The organism is Sulfolobus tengchongensis (assembly GCF_036967215.1).
In the GTDB taxonomy this organism is placed as follows: domain Archaea; phylum Thermoproteota; class Thermoprotei_A; order Sulfolobales; family Sulfolobaceae; genus Saccharolobus; species Saccharolobus tengchongensis_A.
Window position 1 is genome coordinate 2,654,929 of record NZ_CP146016.1, and the last position, 18,068, is coordinate 2,672,996.

An 18,068-nucleotide genomic window follows, 5' to 3' on the forward strand; every position below is an offset into this window, starting at 1 on the left:
TTATAAATCTAACTTAACAAGAGGTTTAAGATAGATAGGGAATAAGCTAGTGCTTCTTCAACCCTTACATCAGAGACGCCTTGTTTAATTACAAAATTATAAGACTTTTCTAAATATTGCTTACCTAGATTATGTAACAAATTCCCAGTAGGCTGCCCAATAACTAATGTTAAACCAGACCTCTTATATAAATTTACTATTTCTTCCATATTTTTTAAAGGATTCTTTCCACTTCTGCTCGCTATTATCAAATTTTCGAAATTAAATATATTTTTAAATTCTATAAATTCGTTTTTCACTCCGTTATAGTACAAATTATTATAAGGTACATAGTCTAGCTTTAATGAATCAGTAATTAGAATAGCTTTTAGATCGGGATTTAATTTTGTATTTATTCCAAAATCACCTTTGTGCCCTATTCTTATCTCGCCCTCTGTAATCTGCCTAAAAATAAGGTGCGAAGGAAGAGTTACAGGCTCCATTATACCAACCTTTTTTAAATTCTTACTATAGGGAATATACTTTTTGAGATAAGGTGGCGATAATGTATACCTAGTTATCTCTGTGATTATTTTAGCTATTCTTTCAGATTTGGGAGAGTCCTTTATCCAGTAGATTTTATTGACTCTAAATGTATTTGTAACTCTGAGAATAAATGAAAGCTTCAATGTAATTTCGAGAAGTGTGTTTTCTATATCAAAAGTTGACATAAAAAGAACTACATTTAGCGGCTTATAACGTGAAAAAGGAAACATTATGTAGCCTTCTTAATTCCTATTATATAAGACTCTCCTTCTATATCCCAATCCAATACGAGATCTCCCTTTGCCTCACCTAAAGTTAGAGTATTAGCCCTAGTCTCATTTTTGATATATTCTTCCCATCTCTTTATAATATAAACTCTCTCCTCTGGGGCTTTTATGCTAATCTCGATGTAATCAACCACGTTTAGCTTCAGTTGTTTTCTCATGAACTGTACTCTTCTGATTATGTCTCTGACTAACCCTTCCTCCTCTTCTTTCTCTGAAATCTCTTTACTTATAACTATTATACCTTTGTTAAACCTCGATGAGACATAACCCTCGATGGTCTCTTCTGAGATAGAAACGTGCGAACTATTAATTACTATGTCCATTTCATCGACTTTAACAATGTGTTGCTTTTTAGTAAGTATATCTTTAGCTACTAAATCGCTGTTACTACTAATATAGGCTAATATCTTAGGTGCAAGACTTCTATATTCTTTCCCTATAACTGACTTGTTTGGCTCAACCTTATATTTACTAAATCTTCTAAATTCTTCAATTTTATTTATTTCTAGATCCTTGACGTTTAATAATGATAGCAAAACGTCTTTTATTTTACTAACTTGAAGAATAATATTTTCATCCTCTAGGAATATATACATCTTCGATAAAGGCCATCTCAACTTTAGCCCAGCTTTAGCTCTAGCATTTAATGCTGCTTCACTTATCTCTCTAGCAAGCTCAAAAGCTTTCTCTAGTTCACTATCAATTAACCTCTCATCATAATTGCCAATAACTTCCATTGAGACGGATTCTTTTGAATCAACTACAAATGACTTATAAATTTTCTCCGATATAAATGGAATTATTGTAGAAGCTAATATAATCCAATTCTTCAATATGTGATAAAGAATATAATACATCGCTATCTTATCTTGAGTGTATCCTTCCATCCACGCTCTTTTCCTTATTAGCCTTATATAAAACCTACTAACATCCTCCACTATGAAGTTCATTAGGTAATTAGCCAATTCATGAACCTTGTAATTTTTCATAGCTTCATTTACTTTCATTAATATTGAATTAAACCTAGATAATATCCATAAGTCTTCTAATTTGGCATATTTTATTACATCCTCTAATTTATATTTAGTAGGATCAAAGTTATCTAAATTCATATACATTGAAGCAAAAACATATGTATTCCAGATTATTTGTAAGTCCCTTTTAGTAAGTTCTAATGCTCTCCACGAAAATCTAGCATCCTCCCAAGTAGTATTTCTAAGTAGCCATAGACGTAGTATATCTCTACCATATTGTTGAATCACTACTGAAGGTTCAACGTAATTCCCTAGACTTTTATGCATCTCTCTGCCTTGCTCGTCAAGCATGAAACCGTGAACTAATACCGAAACATATGGCGCTTTATCTAATAATATCATTCCGGATCTAAGTAAGCTAAAGAACCAACCCCTTAATTGATCATGTCCTTCCAAAACTAAGTCTACTGGACCTAATTCCTTCCACTTTTCTTGCCAATCTTTACCTAAACTGGCAAAGAAGGCAACCCCACTATCAAACCATACATCAGCTACATCAGAAATTCTTTTTGCAACTCCTCCACATTTATTACATTTTACCCTTACGTTATCTATCCATGGTCTATGCAAATCGTTGGGAATTGGATCAATCGCAACGTTTTCCAATTCTTCCTTACTTCCTACTACTATAATGTTGCCACATTTCTCACAAATCCAAATTGGGAGAGGAGTCCCCCAGAACCTCTGCCTACTTATAACCCAATCCCTAAGTTCTTTAACCATATTAGATATTCTGGATTTCCCCCACTCAGGAATCCAATTAACTTTCTCTATTTCATTAAGCATCTCGGTCTTTATTTTAGTAACTTTGATGAACCACTGATCTATAGCCCTAAGTATTAATGGAGTCTTACATCTCCAACAAACTGGATAACGATGAACTATTTTTCCTTCAAAGAATAATGCATTGCGTTCCTTTAAATCATTAATAATAATTTCAGACGCTTCTCTAACTTTTAATCCCTTATATTTTCCGCCCATCTCAGTAAACTCTCCTCGATCGTTTACAAACATTACAACTGGAAAACCGTATCTTTGACCAATCGCAAAATCCTCTTCACCATGACCGGTAGCACCATGGACAAGCCCAGTACCCTCACTTAAGGTGACTATCTCACCTGCATCCACTACTTGATGAAAATCATCTAACTTACTCTGCGCATTTACTACATCTCTTAATGGATGTTCATATTTTAATCCAAGTAGTTCTTCACCCTTATACGTTCTAAGTATTTTATATTTAGTAACACCTGCTTCTTGCATAACTGCCTCTATACGATCCTTAGCAATAACTAGGACTTCTCCATTAATCTCAACGTCAGCATAAATGTAATCCTTATTTATCATTACGAATACATTAGAGGGTATAGTCCAAGGTGTAGTAGTCCATATTAATAGATATTTGTTTTTCTCGTTCTTGACTTTAAACTTAACATAAATTGATGGATCTTCTAGATCTTTATATTCTGAAACCTCATAGTCTGATAGAGTGGTTTCGCATCTGGGACACCAATGTAGAACTGCGGTACCTTTACTTAGCATACCTTTTTCAAATGCTTTCTTAATTACACTCCATGAAGAACTTATATAAGAAGGATCAAGTGTGTAATATGGATTTTCCCAATCCATAAATACTCCTACATCCTTAAAACTTTGCGTCATCTTAGAGGCGTTTGACAGCGCAAATTCTCTGCATTTATTAATGAAATTCTCTACACCTATTTTATCAATGATCTCCTGCTTATTCGATATACCTAATTGTTTCTCAGTGGCAACTTCTATAGGTAGACCATGAGTATCATAACCGGGCTGATCATGAACTTTTTTTCCTAACAACCTTTCATATCGCAATATGCAATCCTTTATGACTTTATTCCATATTGTCCCTATGTGAGGAACTGGACTTGAAGGATATGGTGGCCCATCTATAAACAAGAATTTATCTTTTCTCTTGTTTACTTCGCTCTTTAATTTATTGTAAATCCTATTTTTATCCCAATATGCTATTATTTCTTCTTCAATTTTTTTGGGATCATAACTGCCAGTAAGAGGCTTTACCACGGTAGATAATTTAACTCACCATACCTTATTAAACCTAAATGAGTTTATAAAAATTAAATCCCGTACTCTAATTAGAAGAATATCAACAATTCTTACTATTTACCATTATATCATACTATGTGATTATATATGTCATCTATCATGTCCTTTAATTTAGCATTACCACCAACATCTGGCGTTAATTTATCTCCCTTTTTATAGACTTCTATTATGGAGTTCTCTAAAGATCTTGATGCTAGCATGTACTTCTGATCATTAGATAGTTCGTACATTCTATTAAACATCATCGAAATAGATAATAAGAACGCAGTAGGATTAACTATACCTTTACCTGCAATATCAAAAGCTGCTCCATGTACTGGTTCAAACATTGACTTCTTATCACCAATATTCGCTGACGGTGCTAATCCAAGACTTCCTGCTATCTGGCTAGCTTCGTCACTTAATATATCACCATATACATTAGTAGTAACTATTACATCAAATCTCGTTGGATCTCTCACTAAATTGGCAGCAGCTGCATCAACGTACATCTCCTCAAAATTTACTCTACCCTTTAATACTTCTCTACAAACACTTGCAAAAAGACCGTCAGTAACTCTCATAACATTAGCTTTATGTACACACGTAACTTTACGACGTCTCATTAAAGCATAATTTAGTGCAACATTAACTATTCTTCTAGACGCGTACTCGGTGATCACTTTAATGGCTATAGCAACTCCATTAGACGCTAAGAATTCAAACCCTTTATACAAATCCTCAGTATTCTCTCTCACTATTAATAAATCCACATTAGAATATCTTGACTGCACATTAGGTAAGGATTTTGCAGGCCTAATATTCGCGTACATATCATACATTTGTCTTAACTTAACTACAACATCCATAGCACTTTCTCCTACAGGACCTTTCAAGATCATGTCTGCCTTATCTATAACATTTAAGGTTTGTTTAGGTAAAGCTTCGCCATATTTGCTTAACGCTATATCCCCTGCCTCCACCTCAATTAAGTTGATATTTAAATTATATTTTTCTATCAATTTAGCAATAATTTTCTTGCTCTCGGCATATAATTCTTGACCCACTCCGTCCCCTGGAATTACAGCTATCTGAAAAGTCATATGTAAAGAAAACTAGTCTAGCTTAAAACCTTTTGATTTCACTTTGTTCTCTACTTCCTCTAAAAGATTAGCGGTATACGGAGATGTTCGCTTCACAACGCTGAATTCATAGCTTAGAATATTAATAAGTCTTTGCAGTTCACTACCCTTATATATGTCTAACCTAGTATAATTCACAAGCAGATCAACTGAAATAAAAGCTCCTCTATTATAAGCAGTAGGTACAGTAATAGAATTTACCTCTAAATCAAATGGATTAACGGAAAATACGGACGGATCGCCATTAGAAATCCTTGTACATTCAGCATATATTATATTTAAATTCTTAAGTATAGGTAAATTATACTCGTTATCTATATCAAAGTTTATTTTCTCTAATATAGATAAAATAAAATAACTGGTATCAAGCGTAATATGTATAGAACATCTATTATTTTTCTCTAAATTAGCGAAAGTTAAGGTATTTTTATATATTCTAAAATTAAGCTCGTTTCCATTGACTATTATACCAAGTGGCTTTATTATCGGCTTTATCCCAGAGGTGCCTACTAACACCTCGTATATCCCGTCATGCGGAAAGAACATTTTTAAGAACTTCTTCATAAATCATTTATGTTACTAGAACGTCTAAAAGCCTTATCTAAATATGACGAAATAATAACAGGATCTAGCGCTGAAATAAAAATTGTAAGAGAGATTAAAAAAATTTTGGAGGAAAAAAGCGATGAGATTAGAACTACACCAATTAGAGTACTTAATTGGGAGCAGAAAGATCTTCTCTTTGAATGTGAGTCAAAAATTATAGATGCTCTAGCATTACCTTACTCATTGTCTATAGATATTGAAGCAAATATAATAAATAATTTCCAAGAATGTAATGAAAGAAGCTTTATAAAAATAAAAATAGAAAATTTATACGAGATCAATAAGCTCTATATTAAAGCAGTTGAAAGTAAATGTGCGGGAATTATCTTTTCTCTGGATAATGAAAAAAGAAAATTTGTAATAAAATATGGGGATCTGATAAACTATAAACCCAGCTACCCCCCTCCTATACCAGCAATATACGTCAGAGAAAACGATTTTATTAATGTCAAAGGAAAATGCAGATTATTGCTAAAAACTGATATAAATCCGTTTGCTACGGGTTATATAATTGAAGGAATTAAAAATTCAAAAGATGAGAATAAAGTTATACATATCACCGCACATCATGACCACTGGTTTAAAGGAGAAAGAGACAATCTCTTAGCAGTAGCTTTAATGCCAGAATTATACTCTAATCTTTATGAAACGCATTTAATTACATTTACTGCAGAAGAATCAGGTTCTGTTTACTTCTCCACGTTCTCATGGTCACATGGCTCTAGAGAGTTCTTAAGGAATTATAATAAGGACATACACAATATAATAATGAATATCAATTTGGATAACATAAGTGAAGAGGACATAATAATAAAGGCCCTGCCTGGACTTTCAGCTTTCTCTAAAAAATATTTTAGTAATATAGTAACCACACCAGAAATTTATAGTGATGGGTACTCTTATGTAAAGAGAGGAATCCCGAGCATAACAATAGAAAGCCTAGGTAACACGCATTATCATGGAGAGTATGACATAATAGATAAGGGGGACAATAAAGCTCTGATTAATGCTAACATTATAATAAATAGTATAAATAGAATGATTAATGAAAATATAGAATATAAATTGGAAGAAATGCAAGAACAATTAAAGGAAGATATGAAATCATTACCAGTCAAACTAAAATCATATCTGGTCAATACCATAGATCTACTAGAAAAGAATTCAATAGAGATGTATAGAAATATCTTGAGTTTTTATGGTGGAGTGTTATCTCTTGATAAACCATACGCTAAAGTTGAGTTATTTCATAAGATTAGAGGACTAGATGAGGCAAAGAACAGTAAAGATACCGTATGCATAGAAGACTTAGGTTGTATAAGAAAATTGAGAAATGATGAGATATATAGCAGATATTACTCATATTACATTAATGAATTAAAAGAAATAATAGTGACAGAGTACATTGACAAATTATATCTATTGTTAAAGAAACTCCTCTAGTTGAGTAAGGCTAGATATGACAAAATCTGCGTAAAGTTCAGCATCTTTAATCTTACCCTCTCTATCCATAAGTACACTAATCATATTGGCCTTTTTAGCAGCTAGGCAATCTTTTATTGGTTCGTCCCCGACAAATACACATGTGTTTGGTGGTACTGAAAGTCTCTCACATGCTACTATAAATGGTTCTAGATTAGGCTTTGGCCTTATACCACCCTCTCCAGCTATTATTATCACATCAAATTTATTTATTTGAGGAAAGTTAGCCAATCTCTTATTTTTGTTCCCGCCTTCTCCATCACTGTTAGTAATTATACCCAATTTATATCCCTTACTATCTAAATATTCTATAATTTCATTTGCGTCCTCGTAAGGTTCTACTTGGCTTGCTATAGACCAATAAAGGTTAGTCCAATCATAAAGTTGAGTTCTATCCACATAATTAATGTTTAACGCTCTCAGTACACTTTCCCACCATTTATTTCTATTATATTCACCCTCTCTATCCAGTCTACTACTCTCAGCCTCAACTAATTTTTTAATTATATTTATATCTAACTCTTGATTATAATTCTCTTTTATATAAATATATATATCTTTACTTACTGCATCTAATGCTTCCTTAGCCTTAGAACTAAAATTAACTAGCGTATCATCAAAATCAAAAAGTACTGCCTTTACATTATTGAATATTTTATAGTTAACTGACAATTTACTCACGACAAGAAATCTTCTACTTTAGGTAATTCCTTAGGTAGTCCTTTTCTCTCTCTAATTTTAGCTATTACATCCAACAAAATGCTATCGGGCACTGGTGCCCATCTGCTAAATTCTGTGCCCCAGAAAGCTCTACCTCCAGTAGCTCCTCTCAACTCACTTGCCATATCATATGATTCTGAAACTGGAATTTCTGCTATTATTCTAGACATATTAGCTATTTGCGAGACATCAAGTATTTTTCCTCTTTTCCTCGTTATAACAGCGGTAACGTTACCAATAAGGTCTGCTGGCACCCTTATATCTAGTTTTTGTATTGGCTCAAGTAAAGTCGGTCTTGATGTCAAGAACCCGGCAAATATTGAATTCCTAACTGCAGGATATATTTGAGCGGGACCTCTGTGAGCAGGATCCTCATGAATTAAAGCATCATGTAAAATCACCTTAACACCTCTGATAGGTTCGTGCGCTAAAGGACCTTCCTTCATAGCTAATCTAAATCCTTGAATAACTGTATCCATAACCTCCCTTAAATGTTGAACACCACTTGTCAGATCTATAAAGACATTAACGTTCTCATCTATTGCAATAATTCTCTTAGCTTCATCATAATCCCAGCTTGCCTCATCTCTTAATATCTTAGCCATTTCCTTATTGTCCATATCCTCCCTTATAGTACCATTACTTATTAGTTCTATCGTCTTCTCATTTAGAGGTTCTACACTTAGATAGAATTTATTATGCTTATTTGGAGATTTCCCTTCGAACACTTGACTCTTAGTCCTTATACTCTCCCTATAGACGACGATAGGTGGAGTAGTAACTACATCAATGCCGTAATTTTCACGTAACAATTGCAACGAAACCTCTAAGTGCAGGAAACCCATACCAGAGAGTAAATACTCACCAGTTTCCTCATTTATTTTTACCACAAGGTTTGGATCTTCAATGCTTAGTTTTCTCAGCGCATCAATCATCTTTGTTAAGTCTTTAGGATTCTTAGGTTCTACAGCTATAGTAACCACTGGCTCTGATATATAGTGTAACCTCTCAAAGCTTCCTTGAACATTATTGAAGGATACAGAAATTGCTGTTTCTCCAGATCTTGCTCTATCTAAACCAAGTACTGCTGCAATGTTACCAGCCGGGATTTCTTCCGCAAGTTCCCTAGTGGGACCCATGTACAAGCTCACTTGAAGGATCCTCTGTGAGGTTTTTGCGTTGACTAACCATAATTCTTCTCCAGATCTTAAAGTGCCAGAGAACACTCTACCTGTTGCTACTAATCCTGCATGTGGATCAACTTTCATATCTGTTATCATGAAAACAATAGGGCCATTAGGATCTGCATTTAACATCGCTTTTGCTACTTCATTATCTAAATCACCTTTCCAAATCTTTGGAATCCTATACTTTTGAGCCTCGATAGGATTAGGAACAAATTTTATCGCAGCATCTAATAAGGCCTCATGAATTGGTACTTGCGAAGCTAACTCTTCAATTTTAGATTTGTCAGAAGCAGTATACGCATCAATAACATTTTTCATATTAATACCTTTTTTCTGTGCCATGGGTAAACTGAATCCCCATTTATCCTTAGCAGAGCCAAATATTACGTTACCAGCTTGTGGATTGATCATCCATTTTTCCTTGAATTCTGGTTCTCCATACATATCAATTAGATTATTAACTTGCCTGATTATGTCTAGCAACCTATTTAGCATTTCCTGTGGGCTTAGTTTCAACTCTTTTACTAGCCTATCCACCTTATTAATGAATAAGATAGGCCTTACTCTCTCCTCTAAACTCTGCCTTAGTACTGTTTCAGTTTGAGTCATAATTCCTTCTACTGCATCTACAACCACTATCGACCCATCTAGTACTCTTAAGCTTCTTGTAACTCTCCCACTAAAATCAACGTGACCCGGAGTGTCAATTAAGTTAATAACGTAACCTTTACCTTCTACCTCGTGGTATAAGCTTATGTTAGCTGCCTTTACTGTTATTCCTCTTTGTTGCTCTACACTTAAATAATCTAATGCTAAAGCCTCGCCAGCAACTTTAGGTGAAATTATACCAGCAGCCGCTAATAGCGTATCGCTAGTTGTTGTCTTACCATGATCTACGTGCGCGATTATACCTATATTTCTAACTCTTGTTCTATCTTTCATTAGGCTTAGAACTTGCTCTACTGTCTTATATCTAGGCAAATGAAATCACCAACTTCTTGCTCTTAAACTACTCAGACCCATATTAAAAGGTAATGCTTAGAAAGAGACTAAAAAATTTAAAGGAAATCAAATAAAGAGGCTCCCTTTTTATTATCATTATTATTAGTTGTAGCTTGCAAATATGGAGTTCTTAAAATTTTATATATGTCTTCTGCTTTTTTTCTACTACCTAGAGCTTTTTCCAAATCTGCTATAGATGCATTACATATATTCTGAATTGTGTTAAATTTAAGAAGTAACCTTTGAGCTAGAACTGAACCCACATTAGGAAAAGATTCAACAATATAAAGCTGAATGTCGGAAATATCCTCCAATTTAGCCTTATTATGCAAACTAATCTTTTTCCCTTTACTATCTTCAAATTGATATTTCTCGGCAAGTTTCTTTAGAATTTCCGCCGTATCTTTCTTATCTCGTGAATAGAAAACTTTAACATTATAATCAACTGTAACAGAGATTAAGGCATTGTTAATTGCACGCCATTTTTCAGTTATTTTCCTGATATCATTTATATCTCCCTCTACAATTAATATAGGAGTTTCATATGCATCAGCAAGCCTACTTATTTGATCAAAAAATCTTTTATCAAAAACTGAATTAACTAAATCGCTTACTGACTTTCTCTCTACTGCAACACTCTCAGCTATTACATAATCAGCTACACTGAGTTGTGAAAATATTACAGTTATGCCTAGCTCTTTTAGTAGTTCTGGTATACCACTAACCTTCTCCCTATCATCAACGTAAATTCTAATTACCATAACATTATTAAGTTAAGCCATTTAGGCTTTTATACCTGTTTGGCCACCTTGTGGATAATATTTCGATAGCATTTCATTTATTTTAGTTTGTAAGTCCTCTAATTGTTTTCTTAAAATACCCTCTTGTTTCTGATATGTTCTAGATCTGAGTTCTAGCAACTCTTTTCTATCATTGAGTTCCTTTTCTACTGACGCTTTATCTGATTTAACTAATAAGTTACCTACAATTTTATATATAGCAGTTTCTGCAGTGAGATTGGCTAGTTCTTCTAAAACCCTATTTATCTCTCGTAATTCATTTTCTATTGCTGATTTCTCTAATAACAGCCTATCCAACTGATCTTTTAATTGTTGAAATTTAGCTAATTGAGCTTGAACTTCTGGAGGTAATTTTTCAGCCACCTTTCTCCACCTCTTCTAGTGACTTTAAAATTGTATAGATCCAAAGTATATAAGAGTTCATTATAGCCCTAGCCCTAGTAATTGAAGGGGCATTTATACTAATCTCTATAGGGTTTTTCCTAATTTTTACATATTTAGTATCTATTTTCTCAATTATTATAGAATTATATATTATATCCTCTAGCTCTTTTTTATTACTATCTGTATGGATTGAAATTTGTATTTGCATTTGTCTTTTCCGCTTCCATTACTACTCTTAAGAACTTAACGTTTTCCGTTGCCAATATAAACAAAAGTTCACATTCTTTATTTGAAATTTCTTCTAAATTAACGTAGATCTGGCATTTATTTGAAAAAGTGGTAAATAAGTTCATATCTATCAGAAAATCTCTAAGGAATATACAATTATTATTTCTTATGCAAACAGATTTGATATTTCCTACATTCCTTATCTTATTTAATGTAATCCTATAATCAAGAGGTAAGGATAAACCTGCTAATCTAAATATGTACTTTGTGGAAAAACTTTGAAGATCATAAACAAGCATTTTGTAAGGATTTCCCTTTTTTGCTAAAACCAAGACTACATATAACGCACCAAGACTAACAGCAATATTAAACAGTTCCCTTAGATTTTTCTTACCTCTATTAATCTTAATCGAATCAGGTAGCACAAATTGCAATGTATTTAAAAAATTCCTTACTCTAATACTAGGATCTCTAGACGAAGTTATAACTACTCTAGTACGGTATATATGCAAGTCCTGCCCACTTAGATCCGCATTTCTTGCAATACCATATCCCAGAGGCTAACCTAACGACTTTTCCAGTAGTTTTGCAGTAGGGGCATTGATGATCTTCGTATCTTCTTTCCATTATTTCTTTCCATTTTTTCCTTAATGTGGATCCATATCTGGCACCAAATCTTCCTGCAATACCAGTCACTTTGCCCATACGTAACACCTACCTCCTATACATTAGATATTTAGTTGCTTTTTAAGTTCTTCTAAAAGCTTAACTGCAGATGCTCTCGCTACATTTTCAGCTTGATCTATTTCTTGCAAAGCAATACTACCTTTTCCACTTTTCTGAATACCTACTATCCTTAGATCTGGTGTGTAAGAGAATGAAATTTTTGCATCCATTATAGTCTCTTCATCTAAATCTGGGTCGATTACTAGATATCTATCTATTTTTGCAACAGATACTGTGACTACTGGGAAATTCATCGGTAACTTGCCTATTATTTCGTTCTTGTTAACCTTAATTCCATTAGCGTCTTGCTCAACCTTATATAGCTTAGTATTGTATAGTGCTGCTACTGAAGCTAATGTACAAGCATCTAGAACATTTCCGCCATAATCTAGAACATAAACATCAAGCCAAACTGTCCAAACACTCTTTCCGGGCTCTATCGTAAGCTTCGTTAAATCTATAGCTTTGGAGTCTCTTAAGCTTCTATCTACTACTCTTGCTAACTCGATAGCATTTTCATCTGGAGGTCCAGGCTCGAATGTTTCATATGCTAATGGTAGAAGCTCCACATTTACTATAAGGTTTCCTTGATTAGGGGTATCCTCATAGGGTTTTTCTACTTCAATTTTAGTCCCAGCTAAAACCATAGTGTTTCCTAATTTAACTAATGCAGAACCATCAGCTTTTTTAGCATAGTCTAATATTATTGAAATCGATCTATAGTCAGTTAATTTTCTTCCATCTTGTCTAATGCCTTTCTCGAAAAGACTTACTATACTTTCTTTTTTAATTATTGGAATTATATTTTGATTAGATGGCGTTGAAGACAATCTTACACCCCTTCTTCTTTGAATTCAATATATCTACTTTTTAGTGCCTCTTTCTGTAGATTATATATAGTACTTATACCTTTCACAGCTAAATCAAAGGCTTGTCTAAATTCTTCTGGTGTCATATTACCATTTAGCTGTAATAGTGTTACTTGTCCCAAAGAAGGCATTATTGCAACTGGCATGTCTGCTTCTCCCCACATATCTTCTGGTTCATTTAAATCTAGAACTATAACTCCGTCTGCCTTGCCTACTGCTACTCCGGCTATTAGATCGCGCATTGGGATACCAGCATCAGCTAATGCCAAAGAAGCAGCCATTAACGAAACAAGTCTAGATCCTGCATCTGCTTGTAAAACCTCAGTGAAGATATCTATAGCAGTTCTTGGAAATAGTTCAACTAGAACCGCAGACTCTAAAGCTTCTCTTATGACCTTAGAAAGTTCGATTTCTCTCCGACTAGGTGCAGGATTCTTTCTTTCATCTGTTGAAAATGGCGTCATATGATATCTGACTCTTAAAACAGCTCTGTCTGGAAGAGATAAATGTCGAGGATGCATCTCCTTTGGCCCATAAACCGCTGCTATAACCTTTGTATTTCCCATTTCAAAAATCGCTGAACCATCGGCATTTTTAAGAACACCTAACTCTATCTTTATGCTTCTTAGTTCATCAGGCTTTCTGCCATCTAATCGTCTACCATCTTCAAGTATTAATTTTGGCCTCTCCACCTGAAGCACTTTTCTCACCTAATTTTTCCTCAATAAATTGTTTTATTCTATCTGTTAGGCCTTTTATATGTGACTCATTCTCAATTTTCCTAATAGCCTCAATTAGAATTTCCTCAGATAATCGAGAAGGACAATTCGCCCATATTCTGCCATTATTTGCAACTAACATGCTGCATCCGCTTTTTGAGGTTAAGGTCTCGTACATACTTTTATTCTTGCCTATAACGCGCGGGACCTTAACTGGCATTATCTCAATAACTGTACCATTACTTATACGACCTAAATCTTTACCTTTTACCGATAAAACTGGATCTACTGTTCTGTCGAAATTCTCAATTCGGGCTATTATGTAATCACCTACATCTAAATATCTTCTTAAATCCTCGCCAACATTAACAGGCCTACCTAAAAGGTTTAAAGCAGGCAAATAAGCCTTATATGGTGCTTTTATATCAACTACCCAACCATAAATCTCCACATCCTCTATTAATCCTATCACGATGTCGCCAATCTTAGGATAGTAAAACGAACCCTCTAATGGAATTATCTCAAATTGAGTATCCTTTACATCAAATAGACCAACTACTGTAGAATAGTATTTATTACTAACTTTTAGTATGTATGGGGACCAAGGAATCTGAAACTCTCCTTCGGCTACTAATTCCCCTGGTACCACTATCGATCTTGGCTGTAAAAGAATCTTTTGTTGCTGACTCATATTATCTCACTTGTAACACTCTAACTTCCACTTCTCCTTTTGTCAAATTATTTAACTTATCTATTACATCTTGTTGAGCACCTGCAGGTATTTCCAACTCCGCAATTAACGTACCATCCTCTAACCAATTTGACTTTTTAACCTCTCCTAAATTGTGTAATTGCGTCTTAACTTTTGAACTATATTCTGGTGGAACTTTAATGCTGAGCAACGCTCTAGCTATTTTGATCGGTATTATCTTCGAAATTTCCTTGACTATTTGCATAGCTTGAGCTTCTACATCTCGGTTCAAATCAATTTGAACCCTTGCTTGTTCCATCGCCATTTCTATCCTAGTAGGCGGTATTGGTAAATTTGTTTTAGGATCCACTGCATTTCTATGTATAAAATCTACTATCTGTTTCCTCTTACTTTCCAACATTTCTTTCCTTTGCTCAGCAGTAACCGGCAGTTCTCCTTTAATTAGAATTTCTTTGACTATTGTCTCAAAATCTGTAGTACCAAAGACTTTTTTAAGCGCAGCAGGAGAAGCTTTTAATCCTTTTTTAACATCCTTGTATATAGTATCAGATACTACTATATCTGAAAGACTAATGCTCTTCCCACTCCTAAAAGCTAATGCCTCTTTCGGCTTAACTAGGATTTCGAACCTCTCTCCATGCGATTCATACTTTACTATTACATAATCACGCTCCTTTGTCATGAAAAAAATCCACCTTATTATAACTTCTGCAGATACATATTTTTATCTTCACTGGTCATTTTTAGAAATATCCCAGTCTGAACTGAGGCATATCCTATTTCCACTGTATTTGGAGTTAACTTTTCATTAGGCTTTAGTGTAGCTGATAAAGTTCTTAATGCTAATAATATGGTATCTTCCATACTTAAGTCCTCTTTATAGTTTTTCTCTAAAAATTCGGTAGCCGTATAATAACCTTGGCCTATTGCGACAGCATAATAAGGCATATATTGTCCACTCGGCTCAGTCATATATAGCTTAGGAGTTGTTTTATCTATTCCAGCTATTACTAACGCAACACCAAATGGTCTAACTCCTCCATGTTGAGTGTACATTTGTTTAACATCAGCTACTGACTTCGTTAAATAATCGATACTAACGGGTTCGTCGTATACTAACCTATGTTGTAGAGCTATATTCCTTGCATAGTCTATTAAGACTCTTCCATCAGATGCTAAACCAGCAAAGCTACATCCTACATGATCATCAATTAAAAATATTTTTTCTATACTATCTACATCTAATAAAGATTGGGCCTTCCTCTTCTCACTTGCAATAACAACCCCAGATTTTGATTTTATACCAATTGCTGTCCAACCTTTTTTAACAGCTTCAAATGCGTAGTCTACTTGGTATAATGAACCGTCTGGTGAAAATATCGTTATTGCCCTATCATATCCCATGGCTGCTGGTCCGAATGCCATATATTATCCACTCATGAAATAGTGAGTAATCCCTAATTTTAAAAATATCGTTCAGCTCGTCGCAGAGTACATCATCGAGCAGTCTGGAGCGGCTTCATCATTTTAAACCGATTAGTTTTTTTGCCCTTTTTAAACTTCCGGTAGTTCTTCTTGGAACTATAAGTATTTTACTGCCATTAATTTCCTTAGCAAAAGGCAAACTAGCTAAAACTGATTTATAGCCTACTCTATTAGTCGAAATGATGCCTTCTTGAGTATCTTCTCGGAATATTATAACCTTAGGATTCGCAATTTCAAGCCACATGGTTCCTAATAATTCCTTTAAGGAGTTACGAACGATCTTTTCTAGATCCTCCCCCTTTACTTTAGATTCAGTTATAGCATAAAATACTATATATCTTTTTGCCTTCACTATTTTCTTATTTTTTACGATTTTGATATTTAGATATCTCCTTCTAAAATACTCTATAGTTAATATAGAAAGCCATAAGATTAATACAATATCAATTATTAGCTGGATTGATAGCATACAACAACTTTATGGGATTTAAAATAACAAACTTATAAGCTTCCTCTTCATCTGCACCCGCTATAGTTAGATAGCTTATTTTAGAGATTGGGTTCCATATTTCATTAAAGTCCTTAGCATATGAAGAGAAGATAATATTAGGTATCCACTTGTAACCGTATATTACAGCATTATGTATTAATCCACTGGAAGATTTAAGAGAAACCTCAACAAATTTATTGTGTGATCTTAATAAGTTTAACATACTTTTCCTAAATATTCTAGAATTATCATCACTTAATATTATAGCATGCACTTTCTTATTAATTATCGCATATCTTAATGCATCTATGGAAAGAGGCTTAACAAAAATTAACACGTTATTACTAAAAAAGGATCTTTTAAGTAACTTCTTTAATTGTCCGCTATTCTCTACTACTAATGTAACTCTCCGTATCCCAGCTAACCCATCCTCACTGAAAATCAAATTATAACCTAATTTTCTAGCGAAGGGAAATAGCTTAGAGTTTAGAATGCATGATTCGATTACTAACAAGTTTCTTTATCTCCTCCTTAATATTTTCCAATGACGTATTAAATGATATTATACATTTAATAACGTCATCACCATCTTTAAGAACTAACCTACCTTCAGCGATTAGATACTGTTTGTCAAATCTTAGATACAGCTTGCTACCATCCCAGTGGGAATCTATTGTAGTAAGCATTAACATCAATTCAGTAGTTTCAATTTTGTTTAATATCATATTAAAAAAGGATTCCATAGTTTTTTTATCAAACCTATATTCAACTATAGTTATTTTATTGCCATAGTGACCTTGTGCAGTTGTTATATTTTTCTTAGAACTGGAGATCAAGGGAGAGAAAAAGCTTTCTATAGAGTTAACTATTTTATTATAATCTTCGGTTTCATGTACAAAAACTGAAAGAATAGCTTGCGTTACCTTCATAGTTATTTTCCTGGTATTTTATCATAATCTTGTAATCTATAGTACTTGCTTGCCTCATGCCTCTTCTTCTCTTCTCTCTCCTTCTGCTTTCTATTCCATTTATATCTTATAGTACCTTTAAGTCCTCTTGATTTCCTTAATCCCCTAGCTTTTTTACCTGCTGACGTCAAACCTCTAAATACCCTATTTCTATTATTAGGATCTTGAAGCCACTTTAGATTAGGATCACTCTTTATTACTGGATGAGAAGGATCTACCATGATAATCTCATAGTACTTATATAGACCATCTTCTCCTACATAATAACTACCAAGTACTTCTAAATTAGGATATTTTCTCGCTGCCCTCTCTTCCGCTATCCACCTATACCCTTTAGATGGACTGTAACCATATACACCCATCCTTTTAGGTCTTCTTCCTTTATTTGGCCTAGGTTTATTAAGACCACCTCTTCTAACTCTAACTCTAACTACTACAAATCCTTGTTTAGCCTTATAACCTAAGCTTCTAGCTCTATTCAATCTGGTCGGCTTGCTTATCCTAACAATTGAGGGTTCCCTTCTCCATTCAATTAATCTTTGTCTTATTGTACTTTTTTTCCAATCTTCTGACTGCCATGTTTTCTCTATATAGTGATACATTGATAGTGCCATTTATTC

The 18,068-nt window shown here is 33.9% G+C and carries 21 protein-coding genes; 1 reads left to right on the forward strand and 20 read right to left on the reverse strand.

The features are described from left to right. Positions 1-8: 8 nt before the first annotated feature. The 4 genes from V6M85_RS13360 to V6M85_RS13375 form a co-directional block, all read right to left on the reverse strand. Positions 9-758, reverse strand: a complete 750-nt coding sequence (locus tag V6M85_RS13360; RefSeq protein WP_338604823.1) for a putative RNA uridine N3 methyltransferase — start codon at positions 756-758, stop codon at positions 9-11. Beyond that, on the reverse strand, positions 755-3,907 hold the full coding sequence (gene ileS / locus V6M85_RS13365; RefSeq protein WP_338601123.1) for an isoleucine--tRNA ligase: 3,153 nt from the start codon (positions 3,905-3,907) through the stop codon (positions 755-757). Before ileS ends, V6M85_RS13360 begins: the two co-directional genes overlap by 4 nt. 110 nt (positions 3,908-4,017) lie before the next feature. After that, positions 4,018-5,031 (reverse strand): isocitrate/isopropylmalate family dehydrogenase, encoded by a 1,014-nt coding sequence (locus V6M85_RS13370; RefSeq protein WP_338601125.1) that lies wholly within the window; start codon positions 5,029-5,031, stop codon positions 4,018-4,020. A gap of 12 nt (positions 5,032-5,043) precedes the next feature. Continuing rightward, positions 5,044-5,634: a DUF447 domain-containing protein gene (locus tag V6M85_RS13375; RefSeq protein ID WP_338601127.1), complete on the reverse strand. Its 591-nt coding sequence runs from the start codon at positions 5,632-5,634 to the stop codon at positions 5,044-5,046. Between the two features lie 9 nt (positions 5,635-5,643). Here V6M85_RS13375 and V6M85_RS13380 point away from each other — a divergent pair, with 9 nt between their 5' ends. Next, entirely contained in the window at positions 5,644-7,119 is a 1,476-nt protein-coding gene (locus V6M85_RS13380) for a M28 family peptidase (protein WP_338601129.1), read from the forward strand. On the opposite strand, the gene V6M85_RS13385 is transcribed toward V6M85_RS13380, so the two are convergent. From V6M85_RS13385 to V6M85_RS13460, 16 genes are all read right to left on the reverse strand, one after another. Next, on the reverse strand, positions 7,102-7,830 hold the full coding sequence (locus tag V6M85_RS13385) for an HAD family hydrolase (RefSeq protein ID WP_338604826.1): 729 nt from the start codon (positions 7,828-7,830) through the stop codon (positions 7,102-7,104). The genes V6M85_RS13380 and V6M85_RS13385 overlap by 18 nt on opposite strands. Before the next feature lie 5 nt (positions 7,831-7,835). Beyond that, the gene (locus tag V6M85_RS13390; RefSeq protein WP_338601131.1) at positions 7,836-10,046 is read right to left on the reverse strand and encodes an elongation factor EF-2; all 2,211 of its coding nucleotides are present in this window, start codon (positions 10,044-10,046) and stop codon (positions 7,836-7,838) included. Positions 10,047-10,123: 77 nt separating this feature from the next. After that, a complete protein-coding gene (xpf, locus tag V6M85_RS13395) occupies positions 10,124-10,828 on the reverse strand; it encodes a 3'-flap repair endonuclease Xpf (RefSeq protein ID WP_338601133.1) in 705 nt (234 codons plus the stop codon). A gap of 21 nt (positions 10,829-10,849) precedes the next feature. Further along, the gene (locus V6M85_RS13400; RefSeq protein ID WP_338601136.1) at positions 10,850-11,230 is read right to left on the reverse strand and encodes a prefoldin subunit beta; all 381 of its coding nucleotides are present in this window, start codon (positions 11,228-11,230) and stop codon (positions 10,850-10,852) included. Further along, positions 11,223-11,459 (reverse strand): KEOPS complex subunit Pcc1, encoded by a 237-nt coding sequence (locus V6M85_RS13405; RefSeq protein ID WP_338601138.1) that lies wholly within the window; start codon positions 11,457-11,459, stop codon positions 11,223-11,225. The genes V6M85_RS13400 and V6M85_RS13405 overlap by 8 nt, the downstream gene beginning before the upstream one ends. Further along, positions 11,428-11,991 (reverse strand): ribosomal biogenesis protein, encoded by a 564-nt coding sequence (locus V6M85_RS13410; protein WP_338601140.1) that lies wholly within the window; start codon positions 11,989-11,991, stop codon positions 11,428-11,430. The genes V6M85_RS13405 and V6M85_RS13410 overlap by 32 nt, the downstream gene beginning before the upstream one ends. Next, a complete protein-coding gene (locus V6M85_RS13415) occupies positions 11,972-12,184 on the reverse strand; it encodes a 50S ribosomal protein L37ae (RefSeq protein ID WP_338601142.1) in 213 nt (70 codons plus the stop codon). Before V6M85_RS13415 ends, V6M85_RS13410 begins: the two co-directional genes overlap by 20 nt. Before the next feature lie 23 nt (positions 12,185-12,207). Then, positions 12,208-13,035 carry an exosome complex protein Rrp42 gene (gene rrp42, locus V6M85_RS13420; RefSeq protein WP_338601144.1) on the reverse strand — a complete coding sequence of 276 codons (828 nt, stop codon included), beginning with the start codon at positions 13,033-13,035 and terminating at the stop codon, positions 12,208-12,210. Between the two features lie 2 nt (positions 13,036-13,037). Next, positions 13,038-13,784: an exosome complex exonuclease Rrp41 gene (gene rrp41, locus V6M85_RS13425; RefSeq protein WP_422398070.1), complete on the reverse strand. Its 747-nt coding sequence runs from the start codon at positions 13,782-13,784 to the stop codon at positions 13,038-13,040. After that, positions 13,741-14,484 (reverse strand): exosome complex RNA-binding protein Rrp4, encoded by a 744-nt coding sequence (gene rrp4, locus V6M85_RS13430; RefSeq protein ID WP_338601149.1) that lies wholly within the window; start codon positions 14,482-14,484, stop codon positions 13,741-13,743. The genes rrp41 and rrp4 overlap by 44 nt, the downstream gene beginning before the upstream one ends. A 1-nt stretch (position 14,485) precedes the next feature. Then, a complete protein-coding gene (locus tag V6M85_RS13435; RefSeq protein WP_338601152.1) occupies positions 14,486-15,187 on the reverse strand; it encodes a ribosome assembly factor SBDS in 702 nt (233 codons plus the stop codon). 17 nt (positions 15,188-15,204) lie between these two features. Further along, positions 15,205-15,930, reverse strand: coding sequence for an archaeal proteasome endopeptidase complex subunit alpha (gene psmA / locus V6M85_RS13440; protein ID WP_338601154.1), 726 nt, complete (start codon positions 15,928-15,930; stop codon positions 15,205-15,207). Between the two features lie 97 nt (positions 15,931-16,027). Next, complete coding sequence (locus V6M85_RS13445; RefSeq protein WP_338601156.1) at positions 16,028-16,459, reverse strand: Rpp14/Pop5 family protein; 432 nt, start codon at positions 16,457-16,459, stop codon at positions 16,028-16,030. Beyond that, positions 16,434-16,994, reverse strand: coding sequence for an RNase P subunit p30 (locus V6M85_RS13450; RefSeq protein WP_338601159.1), 561 nt, complete (start codon positions 16,992-16,994; stop codon positions 16,434-16,436). Before V6M85_RS13450 ends, V6M85_RS13445 begins: the two co-directional genes overlap by 26 nt. After that, positions 16,960-17,409, reverse strand: coding sequence for an RNA-binding protein (locus tag V6M85_RS13455; protein WP_338601162.1), 450 nt, complete (start codon positions 17,407-17,409; stop codon positions 16,960-16,962). The genes V6M85_RS13450 and V6M85_RS13455 overlap by 35 nt, the downstream gene beginning before the upstream one ends. A 2-nt stretch (positions 17,410-17,411) precedes the next feature. Continuing rightward, positions 17,412-18,062, reverse strand: a complete 651-nt coding sequence (locus tag V6M85_RS13460; protein ID WP_338601164.1) for a 50S ribosomal protein L15e — start codon at positions 18,060-18,062, stop codon at positions 17,412-17,414. Between the last annotated feature and the right edge of the window lie 6 nt (positions 18,063-18,068).